At 65.5% G+C, this 15,045-nt stretch carries 14 protein-coding genes and 1 pseudogene; 8 read left to right on the top strand and 7 right to left on the bottom strand.

Annotated features, from left to right (window positions below):
* Positions 1 to 41 precede the first annotated feature (41 nt).
* The 5 genes from ACQCSZ_RS16565 to ACQCSZ_RS16545 form a co-directional block, all read right to left on the bottom strand.
* Positions 42 to 1,142 carry an IS110 family transposase gene (locus tag ACQCSZ_RS16565; RefSeq protein ID WP_427004800.1) on the bottom strand — a complete coding sequence of 367 codons (1,101 nt, stop codon included), beginning with the start codon at positions 1,140 to 1,142 and terminating at the stop codon, positions 42 to 44.
* 425 nt (positions 1,143 to 1,567) lie between these two features.
* On the bottom strand, positions 1,568 to 2,641 hold the full coding sequence (locus ACQCSZ_RS16560; protein ID WP_427004799.1) for an NAD(P)H-dependent flavin oxidoreductase: 1,074 nt from the start codon (positions 2,639 to 2,641) through the stop codon (positions 1,568 to 1,570).
* A complete protein-coding gene (locus ACQCSZ_RS16555) occupies positions 2,638 to 3,393 on the bottom strand; it encodes a CoA-transferase subunit beta (RefSeq protein WP_427004798.1) in 756 nt (251 codons plus the stop codon). Before ACQCSZ_RS16555 ends, ACQCSZ_RS16560 begins: the two co-directional genes overlap by 4 nt.
* On the bottom strand, positions 3,386 to 4,240 hold the full coding sequence (locus ACQCSZ_RS16550; protein ID WP_427004797.1) for a CoA transferase subunit A: 855 nt from the start codon (positions 4,238 to 4,240) through the stop codon (positions 3,386 to 3,388). Before ACQCSZ_RS16550 ends, ACQCSZ_RS16555 begins: the two co-directional genes overlap by 8 nt.
* Positions 4,237 to 4,995 (bottom strand): enoyl-CoA hydratase family protein, encoded by a 759-nt coding sequence (locus ACQCSZ_RS16545; protein WP_427004796.1) that lies wholly within the window; start codon positions 4,993 to 4,995, stop codon positions 4,237 to 4,239. Before ACQCSZ_RS16545 ends, ACQCSZ_RS16550 begins: the two co-directional genes overlap by 4 nt.
* A gap of 98 nt (positions 4,996 to 5,093) precedes the next feature.
* On the opposite strand from ACQCSZ_RS16545, the gene ACQCSZ_RS16540 reads away from it, so the two are divergent.
* From ACQCSZ_RS16540 to ACQCSZ_RS16515, 6 genes are all read left to right on the top strand, one after another.
* On the top strand, positions 5,094 to 5,999 hold the full coding sequence (locus ACQCSZ_RS16540; protein WP_427004795.1) for an SDR family oxidoreductase: 906 nt from the start codon (positions 5,094 to 5,096) through the stop codon (positions 5,997 to 5,999).
* Positions 5,996 to 6,787, top strand: coding sequence for a MaoC/PaaZ C-terminal domain-containing protein (locus ACQCSZ_RS16535; protein WP_427004794.1), 792 nt, complete (start codon positions 5,996 to 5,998; stop codon positions 6,785 to 6,787). The genes ACQCSZ_RS16540 and ACQCSZ_RS16535 overlap by 4 nt, the downstream gene beginning before the upstream one ends.
* Positions 6,784 to 7,722 (top strand): NAD-dependent epimerase/dehydratase family protein, encoded by a 939-nt coding sequence (locus tag ACQCSZ_RS16530; protein ID WP_427004793.1) that lies wholly within the window; start codon positions 6,784 to 6,786, stop codon positions 7,720 to 7,722. Before ACQCSZ_RS16535 ends, ACQCSZ_RS16530 begins: the two co-directional genes overlap by 4 nt.
* 3 nt (positions 7,723 to 7,725) lie before the next feature.
* Positions 7,726 to 8,517, top strand: coding sequence for an electron transfer flavoprotein subunit beta/FixA family protein (locus tag ACQCSZ_RS16525; protein WP_427008368.1), 792 nt, complete (start codon positions 7,726 to 7,728; stop codon positions 8,515 to 8,517).
* Entirely contained in the window at positions 8,514 to 9,500 is a 987-nt protein-coding gene (locus tag ACQCSZ_RS16520; RefSeq protein ID WP_427004792.1) for an electron transfer flavoprotein subunit alpha/FixB family protein, read from the top strand. Before ACQCSZ_RS16525 ends, ACQCSZ_RS16520 begins: the two co-directional genes overlap by 4 nt.
* 334 nt (positions 9,501 to 9,834) lie before the next feature.
* Entirely contained in the window at positions 9,835 to 10,896 is a 1,062-nt protein-coding gene (locus tag ACQCSZ_RS16515) for a cytochrome b/b6 domain-containing protein (protein ID WP_427004791.1), read from the top strand.
* An 84-nt stretch (positions 10,897 to 10,980) separates the two neighbouring features.
* Here the strand turns inward: ACQCSZ_RS16515 and ACQCSZ_RS16510 are convergent.
* Positions 10,981 to 11,137, bottom strand: a pseudogene (locus tag ACQCSZ_RS16510) (IS21-like element helper ATPase IstB); the annotation flags it as partial.
* Positions 11,138 to 11,329: 192 nt separating this feature from the next.
* Between ACQCSZ_RS16510 and ACQCSZ_RS16505 the strand changes: the two are divergent.
* Together ACQCSZ_RS16505 and ACQCSZ_RS16500 are read left to right on the top strand one after the other, a co-directional pair.
* Positions 11,330 to 12,187, top strand: a complete 858-nt coding sequence (locus ACQCSZ_RS16505; protein ID WP_427004790.1) for an SDR family NAD(P)-dependent oxidoreductase — start codon at positions 11,330 to 11,332, stop codon at positions 12,185 to 12,187.
* A 162-nt stretch (positions 12,188 to 12,349) separates the two neighbouring features.
* Complete coding sequence (locus ACQCSZ_RS16500; protein ID WP_427004789.1) at positions 12,350 to 12,850, top strand: nuclear transport factor 2 family protein; 501 nt, start codon at positions 12,350 to 12,352, stop codon at positions 12,848 to 12,850.
* A 622-nt stretch (positions 12,851 to 13,472) separates the two neighbouring features.
* Here the strand turns inward: ACQCSZ_RS16500 and ACQCSZ_RS16495 are convergent.
* Positions 13,473 to 14,902 (bottom strand): DDE-type integrase/transposase/recombinase gene (locus ACQCSZ_RS16495; protein WP_427004788.1). Its coding sequence is split into 2 segments (ribosomal slippage): positions 13,473 to 14,527 and positions 14,527 to 14,902, totalling 1,431 coding nucleotides; the frame shifts between segments, so codons are not numbered across the junction.
* Between the last annotated feature and the right edge of the window lie 143 nt (positions 14,903 to 15,045).

Genomic DNA, 15,045 nt, shown 5'->3' with positions numbered 1-15,045 from the left:
ATGACGCCCCGGTGAAGGCATGCCGGCGGCTCAGAGGAATTTCATCCGTGGTGCCTGTCGTTGGTGGCTCCGGTAGCCAGCGACCAGCACCATCCTGCCAGTTCCCGGGCGATCGCGACGTTCGCGATGACTGGCCGCTTCTTCCGCTCAAGGTAAGTCAGCCACCTCTCGTGGAGGCGGCGGTTACCGGCATGGCCCCTGGCCTTGGCCGCGGGCGTGGCGTGTTCCCACCGGGCACGCAGATATTGGGACGGGTGCGGGTAGGGCCGGCGGTGGTGCCAGGCCGCCTCGACCAGCAGCCGGCGGGCGTGGGTATTGCCGGTCTTGGTGATGGAGCCCTGGGACCGTGACTGGCCGGAGGAATGCTCGGTCGGCACCAGGCCCAGGTAGGCGCCGATCGTGGAGCCGGTGAACCGGTCCCAGTCACCGATCTCCACCGCGAGCCCGGACGCGGTCAGCGTGGAAATCCCGCGCAGGCACTCCAGCGACCGGACCACCGGAGTGTATCGGCTGTCATACGCCAGTTCCGTGATGGCCTGGTCGAGGCGGTCCCGCCGGTCCGCCACCGCAGCCATGGCCTCCAACGAGGCGTCGTAGGCCAGCTGCAGGGGCGCGGCGCCGAACTTCTGCCGGTTCAGCCAGGCCTCGTGCTGGTGCGTCCACGTCGTGCCCCCGGAATAGACGATGCCCTGGCGCAGCAGGAGCTTGGACACCCGGTGCCGGGTACGCATCAGATCCCCGCGCGCGTCTTCCCGCGCCCTCACCAGGTCCCGGGCCGCCTCCTGCTCCAAGCCGGGAATCATGATTTCCGTGATCTCGCCCAAGCGCAGCAAACGTGCCAAATGCATCGAATCCCTCGCATCGGTCTTCACGCGGTCCCCTGACGGGCGCTGCAGTTTCGAGGGCGCCGCAATGACGCAATCGATGCCCGCAGCGCGGAGATGCCGGGCCAGCCCGAAGCCGGTCGGACCAGCCTCATAGACCGCCTTAACCGGGCCCGGCAGAGAAACAATCCACGCGAGGATTTCCCCGAAATCCGGAGTCAGGCGCCGCCGGAAAATCTCCCCGGTGACCCCGTCGATCGCACACCCGGCAACCGAGAGCGCGTGCACATCCAAACCAATATCGGTACGCTCGAACATAGCTGGAACCTTCAACATTCAAATGTGGCTCTACCTGCCGGATCACATCCGGCTGGCAACCCACGACCGCTTTGAATAGGAGGTTCCAGCCTATGCAACGGGACCGAAGCCTCCCCTGCCTGCGGGCAAATACCCCGTGACAACACCAGCGCCGGCCGAAATCCCGTCTGCAGAGATCCCCCGCCTATCACCGGCAGATGGCCGATCCACCCAGTGTGGCAGTCTGGCCGCCTGCCGGGCCGTGGCCACTCACCTGGTCCTTCTGACAAAGGCCATCACCGTCGGGTCAAGGGACCGGAACGCCCCACGAAAAACACCGGGGCCGGAAAGCAACGCATGGCCGGCGTTCCGGACCCGCCCGACGACAATGGACTTCAGAAGGACCAAACCGCGCCCCGCGGATACGGACCGCACCCTCATATCGTCTAGGCGACGACGGTTCCGGCTGCCGCCTTCAGCCGCACGACGGCTTCGTCAATGATGCGATCGACGAGTTCCTCGCACGACGGCAGCTCGTCGATGACGCCGACGACTTGGCCGGCGGCCAGCATGCCTGCCCTGGTGTCGCCGTCGACAAGGCCGGCCTTTAGCAGCATTGGAGTGTTGGCCGCGAGCATCATCTGGCTCCAGCTTCTGCCGGTGCTGCGCTTCATCGACAGGCCGTCCCTGGCGAACTCCCACCAGCCCTGGCCGGAGAGCTCCTTGAACTGCACCGAGCGGCGGATTGTCGGCAGCAGCTGGCGCAGTCGCCCACCGGCTTCCAGTCCATTGACGAACTCAGTGCGCAGCAGTCGATGCGGCATGCCGTCGGCCTTCGTGGTGACCACCGTGCCGTCGAGCCCGAAAGCGAGGTAGCGCTGTTTGATCTCCTCTGGCACCGCGCTGTCGCTGGTGAGCAGGAATCGGGTGCCCATACCGATGCCCGCGGCCCCGTACGCTAGGGCCGCGGCCAGCCCGCGGCCGTCGAAGAATCCGCCGGCGGCGATGACCGGGAGGTCCACGGCGTCGACAACGGTCGGCAGCAGCAGGGTCGTCGGCGTGGCGCCGGTGTGGCCGCCTCCCTCTCCGCCTTGGATCATGACGGCATCTGCCCCCCAGGCGGCAACCTTCTCGGCGTGGCGCACGGCGCCGATGGAGGGGATTACGACCGCGCCATTCTCCTTGAGTTTGTCGATGAGTTCGCGCTTGGGGGCCAAGGCGAATGAGGCAACCTTGACCCCGTATTTGATCAGCAGATTGGCCCTGTCCATGGCGTCGGCAGCGTCGGCGCGCAGGTTGACGCCGAATGGCTTGTCTGTGCGCGTTTTTACCTCGACGATGGCGTGCTCGAGTTGGGAGAGGGTCATCGTCGCCGATGCGAGGATGCCAAGGGCTCCTGCCTCGGCTGTCGCCGTGACCAGGCGGGGTCCGGCTACCCAGCCCATGCCAGTCTGTACGATTGGGTGCTCGATGCCGGTGAGCTCGGTGAGGCGGGTTCGTATCCGATTCTGGGTGCTCATGCTGGTACCTCGTGTTCTCTGCGCTTCAGTGGGTCGAGAACCTCGCGGATGAGCTGAAGTTCGCGGTCATCGGGGAGGCGGGTCGTGCTGATGTCGCCCGCAGTGTGCACGGGGAAGCCGGTGGCCTCGTTGAGCTCGTCGAGGCTGACGCCGGGGTGCAGCGACACCAGCGCCATGCTGGCATCAGGGCCGCTAAAATCGAAGACACCGAGATTGGTCACGACCTGGTGCAGCCGGTGGAAGCGGAGGGCAGCCGCGCCCGCCGCCCGGGCGCGATCGGTGCCGACGCCGGTCACGAAGTCCACCTTCTCGACAAGGCTGCGGCGGCTGTGCCTTGCGATCCAGTAGCTCGTCGTGTGGTTGATGGTGTTGGTGGCTGCGGCCCTGGTGCCTAGGAGCTGTCGCTTCGGCTTCCCGTGCTCGCCGATGGCCGACAAGTTCTGATTGCCCATGCGGTCAAGTTGCGCGGCACCCATCACGACGTGGCGGCGCCCGGTCGCAATCAGCTCAAACAGCTCCCGATACGGCAGGTAGCCGGCGGTGACTGCGCTCGGCTGGTCGATGGCTGGCACGTCGCCGAGGATCGTCGACTCCCCATCGCTGATCATCAGGTCGGGGGCGTGGGTGAGAAGTGCGAGGCGGATGCCGATAGTCGGGACAATACCGGCCGGGCTAGCCAGGATCTCGCGCTGTCCGCGGAACAGATCGCTGCACGCCGTGATCGCGACTTCAGCGCGGGAGACGTCACTCATTGACCACCGCCCGGTTCGTGCGGGAGCTGGCGCCGTAGACATCGATATGGCGGGCCCGGAAATGCTGCCAGGCTTCGGGTGACGAAGCGGACTGCACGTACTCGCGCTGGAACGACTCATCGCGTGCGTAGTCGGGCAGGCAGGAAGTGAAGTGCGCCCCTCCTGGGGACTCGAGGACGTGATCGACCATGGTGCGGTTTAGCAGCAGGGTCGAGGGGTGGGTGTCCCGGGTGAGTTCAGCCGTTGACACGATGGATTCCGCGCTGACGATGGTGCGTTCTGCGGCGCGGGCGAACAGATCGTCGAAGTACGGATCAGGGCCGAGGCTTTGCGCATTGCCAAGTTCATCGGCGCGGTTGAGGTGCAGAAGGGCGACGTCAAGGGGGATGGCAGGCATGGCAACGAGCACCTCAGTGTCGTCATAGGGCGAGGCGATCGTGCGAATTTGCGGGTTGCTTGCCAGTGCGTCCGAGCCGAGACCGGAGCGGGTCACCTCGAACGGGAGACGCCGCCCAGCCGCCCGGAGGCCGGAGACGAGCATGGCTTCATCGAGCTCGATGACCTCGACGCGGCCGGCCTGCCTGGCTGCGGCGAAGTGCGGCTCGATCGCAATGGAGTCGAGAGTGACGAAGCCGTAAACTACTCGCCGGATCTGGCCGGTTGCACAGAGCACGCCGACATCCGGCCCGCCGAAGCTCACAATGGTGAGGTCGCGCACCTCCGAGCGCACGAGGGCGCGCACCAAGGCCATCGGCTTGCGCCGCGACCCCCAGCCGCCGATGCCGATGGTCATCCCATCGGTGAACTGCCCGATGACGCCCTCGACATCAATGACCTTGCTGGTCACCGGTCGACGGAGGGTTCGGTGGTGACGAAGCCGTCGCGCAGTTCGTCGGCGACGCCACCGAGGTTGAGCTCGAAGGTGAAGCCCTGCTCGAAACGGTAGCTCTTCACGACGTCGATGGGATCGATACAGTTCAGGGCCTCCTTCGCGGCCCGCACCACCCGGGTGTCCTTCGATGCGATCTCGTCCGCGAGGGCGAATGCCGCGTCGTCGAGCCGATCGACGGCGACGACCTCGACTACGCTGCCCAGCTCGGCCAGGCGCTGAGCGGTGATCGTGCGGCTCGTGTAGTACATCGTGCGCAGCAGGTGCGCCGGCACGAGGCGGGAAAGGTGGGTCGCGGCGCCGAGTGCGCCGCGGTCGACCTCGGGAACGCCGAAGTACGCGTCATCGCTGGCGATGATCGTGTCTGCGCTGCCGGCCAGACCGACGCCGCCGCCGAGGCAGAAGCCGTTCACCGCGGCGATCACGGGCACGGCGCACTCGTAGATCGACTTGAAGGCCAGGTAGCAGCCGCGGTTTGCGCCGAGGATGGCGCCGAAGCCCGCCGTTGCCTGCATCTCCTTGATGTCGACGCCGGCGTTAAATCCGCGGCCCTCCGCGCGCAGAACGACGGCCCGGGTGCCCGGATCGGCGCCCGCTTCGTTGAGGGCGTTGCTGATCGCGAACCAGCCCTCGACGGGGAGCGCATTGACCGGGGGATAGTCCATGGTGACTACACGCACGCCATCGTGGTGCATTTTCGATGTGATTGCCATTTGAGTACCTACCTAACGTTTTGCTTTTTACCCTAGCATTTGCTTGGTGGAAGGTACACTGGGAATGTGCAACAGCGAACTCAAGGAAAAGGAACGATATGAAGGGCATCTGTGAAGGGCGAGTCGCCATCGTGACGGGGGCGGGCCGTGGGCTGGGGCGGGAGCATGCTCTTGAGCTTGCACGGCAGGGCGCGAAGGTCGTCGTCAACGATCTGGGCACGACCCTTGCTGGCGTAGTCGAGGCTTCGGGCCCCGCGCATGAGGTCGTTGCGCTGATCCGGGAATCAGGGGGGGAGGCTGTGGCCAACGGCGCCGACGTCGCCGACTTTGAGCAGGCGGCCGGGCTGGTCAAGCAGGCGATCGACACCTTCGGACGTCTGGACGTGCTGGTGAACAACGCCGGCTTTGTGCGTGATCGTATGTTGGTAAACACCACGGAAGCGGAATGGGACGCGGTGATCCGCGTGCATCTCAAGGGGCACTTCGCACCGCTGCGGCACGCCAGTGAGTACTGGCGTAACGAGACCAAGGCCGGGAGGATGCCCGATGCCCGCGTGATTAACACCTCATCGGGTGCCGGTCTGCAGGGCAGTGTCGGCCAGTCAAGCTATTCGGCCGCGAAGGCGGGAATCGCAGGGCTTACCTTGGTCGCTGCACATGAGCTCAGTCGTTACGGCGTGACGGTGAACGCCATCGCCCCCTCGGCACGCACGCGCATGACCGAAGTCTCATTCGCCGAAGCCATGGCGATTCCCGAGATCGGCTTCGACGCGATGAGCCCCGCCAATGTCTCGCCCATCGTCGCCTGGCTTGCCAGTGACTCTTCGGGTGCTGTGACCGGCCGCGTGATCGAGATCGAAGGTGGTCGTATCTGTATCGAGGAAGGCTGGAACCATGGTCCGTCCCGCGATGCGGGGGGGCGCTGGGATGCCGCGGCCGCCGGTGTGGCGATCCAGCAGTTGCTTGCGGAATCGTCCACTCCTGAGCCGGTGTACGGCGCATGACCGGCGACAGTGCAGGCGCTTGGGCCGGACGAGCGCTCGGTGAGCGCACCGTCGGATACACCGAGACCGATGCCATTCTCTATGCACTCGCCATCGGAGCCCCCGCCAGTGAGCTCGACCTTGTCTTCGAAGACCGCCTGCGCGTTCTTCCCTCGTTCGGTCTGACACTGGCACAGTGGGCCCCCGATGTGCTGTCGCAGCAGGGCGCCTTCGACAATCGGGCAGTTCACGGTTCGCAGGAGCTGATTGTCACCAAACCCCTGCCGCGTACGGGAGAGATCCTGCTCAACGCGCGTGTAGGCGAAGTGTGGGACAAGGGTAGCGCCGCAGTGTTTAACATCATCGTCGAGTGCGACTACTTTCAGGCGACGTGGAGTCTCTTCGCCCCCGGCTTCGGCGGCTTCGGCGGCGAACGTGGCCCAGCCCGACCGGCAGCGCCCACTGAAGAACCCAGCAGCCATGCGAACGTTCAAACTATGCCCAATCAGGCGGCGCTGTACCGTCTCCTTGGAGACCGACACCACATCCACGTCGATCCACAGGCCGCACAGCGCATCGGTCAGGACCGCCCGATTTTGCACGGACTCGCCTCATTGGCGTCCGCAACACTTCCTCTGGCCCGTCTCGCTGGCGCGCATCCGGCCGACCTCGTCGAGTTCGCAGGCCGCTTCGCCGGTGTGGTCTTCCCCGGAGACGAGCTCGCGGTGCGAACCTGGGACGGCGGTCGCTTCGAAGCCTCGGTGGGCGAACGCAGAGTAATCTCAGAGGGTCTGGCGGTGTTCCGATGACCGCCCAGCGCGTGCTTGTTGTCGGGGGGACGGGTCTGATTGGTGCGCACGCCGCGCTGCTTCTGTCTGAGCGAGGTGATTCGGTGGCTGTTGCCTCGCGCAGCGGGGTGAAGGATAACCCACAGCTTGCCGCATTCGAGCACCTGCGAGGTGACTACACGGCGGGCACGTTCACAGAGTCCGATCTAGCCAGTTTCGATTCGATTGTCTTCGCGGCAGGAAACGATGTGCGTCACGTCGCCGTCACTGACGAATCGGACCGGTTCTGGTCGAGCGTGCAGAGCGACGGCGTTCCCAACTTTGTGGCAACGGCCAAGCGGGCGGGTGTGGGGCGCGTGGTGCAGGTGGGCAGTTGCTATCACCAGTTCGACCCGAGTTTTGCGGGCGGGTCGCCGTACGTCGAGTCCCGTCGACTCGCCGATGAGCGCTCCCGGGCGCTGAGTGACGGCGGCTTCGCCGTCATCACGCTCAACCCGCCGCCCATCGTCGGCTCGATACCCGGTCGGGTGCAACGGCGCTTCGGCCGCATGGTGCAGTGGGTGCGCGGGCAAATGCCCGAGGTACCGGTCTTCGCCCCCCGCGGGGGAACGAACTACATGTCGGCGCGCTCGCTGGCCCAGGCGATCGGCGGTGCGCTCACCGCAGGGGAGCCGGGCCGGGCATACCTCGTCGGCGACGAGAACCTCAGCTACGCCGAGTACTTCGGGATGCTCGCCGAGGTCGCCGGCCGCACTGATCCGCTCGAGGTCCGCGATGAGGAGCACCCGTTCCAGCCGGACCGTTTCATTGTGCAGGGCCGGGGCAACACCATGAGTTATGAACCAGAGCCGGTCGAGGTCGAACGCCTCGGATACGACCGTGGCGACATCCGCCGCGCTCTGACCGAGATCGTGACGGCCATCGACGCGGATGCGTCGACGAATCGGAGAGGGTAAATGATGAGAGTAATCGTTCTGATGAAAGAAGTGCCGGACACCTGGGGTGATCGCACCCTGGATCTGGAGACGGGTCTTCTGAACCGGTCAGCGAGCGAGCCAGTACTCGACGAGATCACCGAGCGCGCGCTTGAAGTCGCGCTGAGCCACCGTGACTCCCACCCCGACACCGAGGTGATCCTGCTCGCTGTGGGGCCCGCCAGCACTCTGCCGGCCAGCTTGCGGAAGGGCCTGGCTATGGGCGCAGATCGCGCCGTGCACGTCGAAGACGACGCCCTGCTCGGAGCCGACCTGACACTGACCGCCGAAACCATCGCAGCCGTGGCCCGCCACATCGGCTTCGACCTCGTCGTCGCCGGCAACATTTCCACCGACGGTGGCGGCGGCGTGCTCCCCTCCATGCTCGCCGAACTGCTGGGCGTCGCGGGGTTGAGCTCCCTGAGCTCCGTCGAGCTCAGCGAGCACACCGTCGCCGGGCGATGCAACACCGAGGCGGGCAGCTTCGAGGCGAGTGCTGCCCTCCCGGCCGTCATCTCGATCACCGAGGCGCTCCCCGACGCCCGCTTCTCGAACTTCAAGGGCATCATGGCCGCTAAGAAGAAGCCCTTCGAGACCATGAGCCTGGCAGAGCTGGGCATCACCCTTGACAACGCGGCCGCCCGGTCCATTGTCATCGCGGTCGCGCAGCGCCCGGCACGCACCGCGGGCACCCGAATCACCGACGACGGCGACGCCGGACAGCAGATCGCAGACTTCCTCGCCCGGAACCAACTCATCAAAGGACGCTCAGCATGACCGACTACCCCACGAACTCGGTTCTCGTGCTCGTCGACGTCTCGCCGTCGGGTCAACTCCATTCGAGCGCGGCCGAGGTGATCGGGGCGGCAGCAGCCGTCGGCACCGCCGTCGTGCTTGCCGTGACCGCACCCGGCACCTCTGCTTTGCTGGGAGCTGAACTCGCCGCGCTCGGCGCTGCTCACGTGCTTGTCGCCGAGTCGGCGCAATGCGCCAGAGCCGTCGTGTCGCCGGTGGTGGACGCGCTTGCCGCGGCCGCTGCGACGGTGGGCCCCGAGGCGGTTCTGGTATCGAATTCCATTCGGGGCCGGGATGCCGCTGCCCGGTTCGCCGCACGCTCCGGCTCGGCGCTGGCGGTCGACGCCGTCGGAGTCTCCCGCGATGAGGAGGGCGTGATCGCCCACCACTCGGTTTACGGAGGCGCGTATTCCGTCGACTCCGCCGCGAGCACAGGGGCGCTTGTGATCACGCTGCGCCAGGGCTCGTCGAGCGTGCGTGCAGCGGCACAGGATGCCACGGTGCAGGTGCTGGAGGTCGCGGCATCCGGAGCTCCCGACGCCGTCGTCAGCTCCTATCAGGAAACAGCGGTCGAGTCGTCGCGCCCGGAGCTGCGCGGAGCCGACGTGGTGGTCTCCGGCGGCCGCGGTGTCGGATCTGGCGAGAATTTCGCGCTCGTCGAGGGTCTGGCCGATGCACTCGGCGGAGCCGTCGGCGCCTCGCGGGCCGCCGTCGATGCCGGCTATGTGCCGCAGTCGTTCCAGGTCGGCCAGACCGGTGTGACCGTGGCTCCGCAGCTCTACATCGCGCTCGGCATCTCCGGGGCCATTCAGCACCGCGCCGGAATGCAGACGGCCAAGACGATCATCGCGATCAACAAGGACCCCGACGCGCCGATCTTTGAGATCGCCGACTTCGGTGTCGTTGGCGACCTTTTTACTGTGGTGCCGCAGTTGGTTGCCGCGATCGAAGCGAAGCGGGGATAGTGCGATGGTGAGGCAGGGGCTTCCCCGCGTTCCCAGGGCTGCCGGGGCCGGTTTCGGTGCGGTGGCGAACATCGCCGAGCAGACTACCCAGGCCCCGACCCCGGCAACGGGGCCGGATTCCGGGACTCCTGCCGCCCCGGCGACTCCAGCACCGCCGGGCAGGAGGCAGGGTCTGCCCCGCCCCGGCGCAGCGGCATCTGCCGGCACAACCGCCGCTGGGATTACCCCCGCCTCACAGTCAGCGGCCGTTGCGCCGCAGCTTGAGGCTCCGGCCAAAGTATTCTCGGCCGGTGCCGCTCAGGCGGGTGCTGCGATTCCTGGCCGGCGTCAGGGGATGCCGCGCCCGAACGCCGCCGCGGCAGCTGCTGAACGTGCCGCCAGCACTGCGCCCGCCGTATCTGCCGCATCCGCAGCTGGCGGTGACCCGACGGCGGCAGCCGCCGTGCCTGCCCAACCCGCGGGCACCCTTAACGTGCCGTCGACGCCGAATGCGCCGGCATCCGAGAAGTCAAGCCGCAGTCGACTCCTGCGGGCAGGCGTTCTGACCGCCGCGCTGCTCATGGTTTTTGCCGTCTTTGTGCTCGTCGCCCGGTGGCTCGTCACGCTGGAACCCGTGCAGGGCTTCCTATCCCAGTACCCGGGCGAGAGCGAGCTCCCGCACGGTGCGCCGGTTGGGCTGCCGGCCTGGCTCGCCTGGCAGCACTTCTTCAACGCCTTCTTGATGGTGCTGATCATCCGGTCGGGATGGCAGGTGCGCACACAGAGCCGCCCACCGGCAACCTGGACGCCGCGCTGGGGCACGAACCCCAAGAAGGTCAGCATCACCCTGTGGTTTCATCAGTCGCTCGATATTCTGTGGTTGGTCAACAGCGCGCTCTTCGCGGTGCTGCTAGTTGTCACCGGCCAGTGGATGCGGGTAGTGCCGACGAGCTGGGATGTCGTCCCGAACGCGCTCTCTGCCGTCCTCCAGTACTTCTCGCTGGATTGGCCGACCGAGAACGGCTGGGTCAACTACAACAGCCTGCAGGTGCTCGCCTACTTCGTTACGATCTTCATCGCGGCGCCGTTGGCGGCGGCAACCGGGTTCCGCATGTCGGAAATGTGGCCGGCGAAGGCGAAGCGGCTCAGTAGTGCTTGTCCGATCGAATTGGCGAGAGCCATTCACTTCCCCGTCATGCTCTACTTCGTCGGGTTCATTATCGTGCATGTCGCGCTCGTCCTATCGACCGGTGCGCTGCGCAATCTGAACCACATGTACGGTGCTCAGGATGCGGTGAACTGGCTCGGGTTCTGGATCTTCTTCGCCTCCTTGCTGGTGATCGCCGGGGGCTGGTTCGCCGCCCGCCCGATAGTGTTGGCCCCCATCGCCTCGCTGTTCGGCAAGGTGGGACGATAGGGCACCCGCTTCGGCGGGAGCGACTCTAACAAACTCGCACGTGGGGGTTAGCTGCCGGCGAGGCTGTCTATCGTGGCCGGGTTAATCGACCTTCGGGTTGGCGTCGAAGTCGAAGTCCGCCAGCCACGGGGAACCCGGCCGCCTTGACCCGTCGGATGCTGCAGCGGCGGGCCCTGTCGTCGCACTCGTCGAGCAGCTCGGCGAGGAACCCCTCGTACGTGAGTTGCTCGCGTTCGACGACCGCACGCACGTCACGAACCGGGAGCGCAGGGTGGATAACGCGCACAAGGTTTACACCACCTTATGAGGGCTCCATCCCATCCAGCGGGACCGGGTATGCGCGGTTTCGGATCGATTCGGTGTAATCAATGAGACGTGAGCCACACTGAAAGCATGTGTGGTCGCCTGACTACGAGTGGAGTCCATGATGGGTATGAGTTCGGATCGAGTGGTGGTGGTCACCGGGGCCAGCCGGGGTGCCGGCAAAGGCATCGCACTGGCGCTGGGCGCGACGGGGGCCAAGGTCTACGTCACGGGACGCACGCAGACGGAGGGTGATTCGCCGCTGCCCGGCACCGTATTCGCGACCGCCGAAGAGATTACCCGTCGTGGCGGCCTCGGGGTGCCCGTCGTGGTCGACCACAGCGATGACGTGCAGGTGCAGGCGCTGTTCGAGCAGGTGAGGGAGGAGGACGGTCGCCTCGACATCCTGATCAATAATGCGCTCGCGGTGCCGGACGCGCTCGCGACGCCGGGACCGTTCTGGGAGAAGCCGTTGTCCCTACTCGATCTGTTCGACGTCGGCATGCGGTCGAGTTACGTCTCCAGCTACTACGCCGCGCCGCTGCTCGCAGCGAACGGCGAGGGACTCGTGGTGAACACCTCTTCGTTCGGCGGCACGTGCTACATGCACGGCCCCGCCTACGGCGCTGGCAAGGCCGCGGTCGACAAGATGGCCCACGACATGGCCGTCGACTTCCGCCCTTTCGACGTCGCGGTCGTCTCGATCTGGATGGGTATGCTCAAGACCGAACGCACACTCGCCGCGATCGCGGCGAACCCCGGAGCGTACGAGGAGCTGGCCGCCACCGCGGAGTCTCCGGAGTTCACCGGGCGCGTGATCGACGCGCTTGCCCTCGACCCGCAGCTGATGAAACGCAGCGGCCGGGTACTGATCGGTGCCGAGATCGCGGAGGAGCTCGGGGTCCGCGACACCAACGGGGAACAGCCACCCTCGCACCGCCGGTTCCTCGGCAACCCGCCTGCATTTGCCGACGCCATAGTCGCCTGACAGGGTCACATGATCGCCATGGAGAACCCGGGCGAGGTCGACGCGGCGTTCATCGAGTTCCTCCGTGACCTCGACCACGCATGACCGGGGCAGCGCACCGACCATAACGGCGCACACCAGAATATTAGCTCGGCCCATGAACCGAAGAGATGGAGCAAACCTGTGGACCTGACGCAGCGAATCGACGCCCTCGAACAGATCGAGGCGATCAAGAACCTCAAGTACCTGTACTGGCGGGCCTGTGACGGCAAGGACCCGAAGACGTTCCGCAACTGCTTCATCCGTTCGGGAGCGAGCATCGACTACGGCCGGCTTGGTTCTTTCGACGATGCCGACGCGATCGCGGAGATCTTCACCCGGATCGCGCTGCACAGGGTCGAGGGCAAACACGTCATCTACGACATGCACCACGGTATGCACCCCGAGATCACGCTGGCCGGCGAGGACACCGCGACCGGCCGGTGGACGCTTCGGTTCCGGCAGGTTAATCTGCTGGACAACACCGAGACCCTCGCGACAGGGGAGTATGACGACGAGTACCGCCTCGAGGACGGCGAGTGGAAGATGTCCAAGTGCCACTTCACCGAGACGTGGTCCATCCGGCGTCCGCTGGCCGCCGACGCCGTGATCACCGAGGGTACCTTCGCGGAGGTGGTGCGGTGAACACCGAGAACGTACCGAAACTAAATTGCCGGCTCACGACCAAAGGAGGGTCGGGATTACGTGGGTCTTTCGAAGCGCGATATACGGAAGTGTGACCATGCTCTGATGGCCGAGGACAGGATGCAAGTCCCTGAGCGCTTTCTTGACGTCCAAGTCGAACGTCAAGAGCGTCGTCGTTACCCGCGTCGTATCCACCAAGCTGAGCAGGACAAAATAACAGTCCTTCGTCATGCGAAGGCGGTTTAGCGCCTCCTCAAGAGCCGGCCTGGAACGCTGCCCTGACCCGCGCTCATACCTGGCGGCCTTGCAGAACAGGGTCGCGATTTACGATTACTGACAGGACCCAGGCAGCGGCAGGCTGAGCGTGTCCTGACATAGCCTCCGGGCATGCCGGAGTCCGGGACGGGGAGGAGCAGGCTAAGGCGCCGGTGTCCTCCCCGCTCCGCACCAGCCCGCCGAGAAATACGACTGCGACGTCACGGGAGAGCCCATCGTGGGTGTACTAGGGGGAAGCTTAGGCCCTTCTGTGCCTGTCGTGCCGCTCCGGGTGCACCGCGTTATTTGCAGGACTTGGGTGCCTTGGTGTGGCGGAATTTTTCAAGCTGAACGGTACCAACGGGAGTTAGGCGGCTGACTGTTCGGTGATTTCCTTGGGCTGGTTGATCCACGCTGGTCCGGGGAGCGCGAGGATTTTGGGGTCGGTGGTGGTGGTGAAGCGTTCGGGGTGTTTCGCGCGGGCTGCAGCGAGCGTTGCCGAGCGTTCCAGGGCCATGCCGGCGGCGTGGCCGTAGTGGACGTTCGCTGGCGTGTGGAAGCCGATGCCGGAGTGCCGGTGATGGTTGTACCAGTCCACGAAACCGCTGATAAATGCCCCGGCGTCGTGGACTGAGGCGAAGCGTTCGGGGAATTCCGGACCGTATTTCAGGGTCTTGAAAATCGCCTCACTGTACGGATTGTCATTGCTTACCCGGGGCCTGGAGTGGGACCGGGTGACCTCCAGATCCGAGAGCAGCGCGGCGACGGTTTTGGATGTCATGGACGTTCCCCGGTCCGCGTGCACGACCTGGGGGATGCCGTGGATTCCGAAGATTCCCTTCATCATTTCCACGGCCAACGCCCCGGATTCGGTGGCGTGGACGTGCGCGCCGACGATGAACCTGGAATGGATATCGACCATCATGTAGCAGTCAAAATACTTTCCCTTGACCGGGCCCGCGAGCTTTGTAATATCCCACGTGTAGACCTGTCCAGGGGCTGTGGCGACCAGTTCAGGAACCGCCCGGGGCGGGTGTTTGGCCAGCCGGCGGCGTTCCTTGACCTGGCTGTTTTCCTCCAGCACCCGGTAAAAAGTCGACAGGGATCCCAGGTAGATTCCCTGATCCAGCAGCTTCGTATAGACCTGCATGGGGGCCAGGTCCACGAACTCCGGTGAGTTCAGTGCCGCCAGAATCCCGGCCCTCTCAGCATCACTGAGCTTGTTCTGCGGCGCCACCGGCGCATGGTCCCGCGGCGGGGCCGGTTTCCGGTTCGCGGTCGTCCTGGAAACACCGGTCAATGATGCCGCCCGGCGTGTGGGGATCTTCAGTTCCAGCATCGACCGGTACGTGGCCATCAACGTTTCCTGGACCGGGGCTCGTCCGGCATATCCTGTGAGGCGCTCTCTAAGAACGCCTGTAGTTTTCCCATCAGCTCCAAGGCTGCCTCGGTCTTCTTCAACCGGCTCTCACTCACCTCTAACTGGCGGCGCAAACGCGCGTTCTCGGCCTGGTCCGCCGACAGTTTCCCGATCGTTTCGCCGGGCTTCTTCCCGGCCAGGACGCCGGCGTCACGCAGCCGCCGCCACTCGGTCATCTGCGACGAATACAGCCCCTCCCGGCGCAGGAACGCGCCGCCCTCACTGTTCTCGCACGCGTTCTCGTACGCGGTCAAGAACTCGAGCTTCTGGACCGGGGTGAACGACCGGCGAGGCCGCGGACCACCGGCCCGCGGTCCATTATTACTACTACTCACAGAACTATCTTCGCGTACTGCACTCAAAACTGGACTGGACATGATTACTGGATTCCTGGCTCTCGCCCCACGCGATTAAACGGACTTGCTATGAGCCCCTGGTACCGTTCCAGCCTGACACGTAGGGTGGGCCGCGGGCACGGCAGCATCAGGGGTGTTGCCTGGTAGCTGCCGGCGCTTAGCCT

The sequence above is a fragment of the Pseudarthrobacter sp. H2 genome (assembly GCF_050157045.1).
Taxonomy (GTDB): Bacteria; Actinomycetota; Actinomycetes; order Actinomycetales; family Micrococcaceae; genus Arthrobacter.
The sequence above is the reverse complement of the archived record's forward strand: the minus strand, read 5'-3'. Positions and strand labels throughout refer to the sequence as shown.

What these genes read in the sequence shown, in the direction of transcription:
- ACQCSZ_RS16565 (WP_427004800.1), bottom strand. Translation starts at nt 1,142, where the DNA reads ATGTTCGAGCGTACCGATATTGGTTTGGATGTGCACGCGCTCTCGGTT.
- ACQCSZ_RS16560 (WP_427004799.1), bottom strand. Translation starts at nt 2,641, where the DNA reads ATGAGCACCCAGAATCGGATACGAACCCGCCTCACCGAGCTCACCGGC.
- ACQCSZ_RS16555 (WP_427004798.1), bottom strand. Translation starts at nt 3,393, where the DNA reads ATGAGTGACGTCTCCCGCGCTGAAGTCGCGATCACGGCGTGCAGCGAT.
- ACQCSZ_RS16545 (WP_427004796.1), bottom strand. Translation starts at nt 4,995, where the DNA reads ATGGCAATCACATCGAAAATGCACCACGATGGCGTGCGTGTAGTCACC.
- ACQCSZ_RS16540 (WP_427004795.1), top strand. Translation starts at nt 5,094, where the DNA reads ATGAAGGGCATCTGTGAAGGGCGAGTCGCCATCGTGACGGGGGCGGGC.
- ACQCSZ_RS16535 (WP_427004794.1), top strand. Translation starts at nt 5,996, where the DNA reads ATGACCGGCGACAGTGCAGGCGCTTGGGCCGGACGAGCGCTCGGTGAG.
- ACQCSZ_RS16530 (WP_427004793.1), top strand. Translation starts at nt 6,784, where the DNA reads ATGACCGCCCAGCGCGTGCTTGTTGTCGGGGGGACGGGTCTGATTGGT.
- ACQCSZ_RS16525 (WP_427008368.1), top strand. Translation starts at nt 7,726, where the DNA reads ATGAGAGTAATCGTTCTGATGAAAGAAGTGCCGGACACCTGGGGTGAT.
- ACQCSZ_RS16520 (WP_427004792.1), top strand. Translation starts at nt 8,514, where the DNA reads ATGACCGACTACCCCACGAACTCGGTTCTCGTGCTCGTCGACGTCTCG.
- ACQCSZ_RS16515 (WP_427004791.1), top strand. Translation starts at nt 9,835, where the DNA reads ATGCCGCGCCCGAACGCCGCCGCGGCAGCTGCTGAACGTGCCGCCAGC.
- ACQCSZ_RS16505 (WP_427004790.1), top strand. Translation starts at nt 11,330, where the DNA reads ATGAGTTCGGATCGAGTGGTGGTGGTCACCGGGGCCAGCCGGGGTGCC.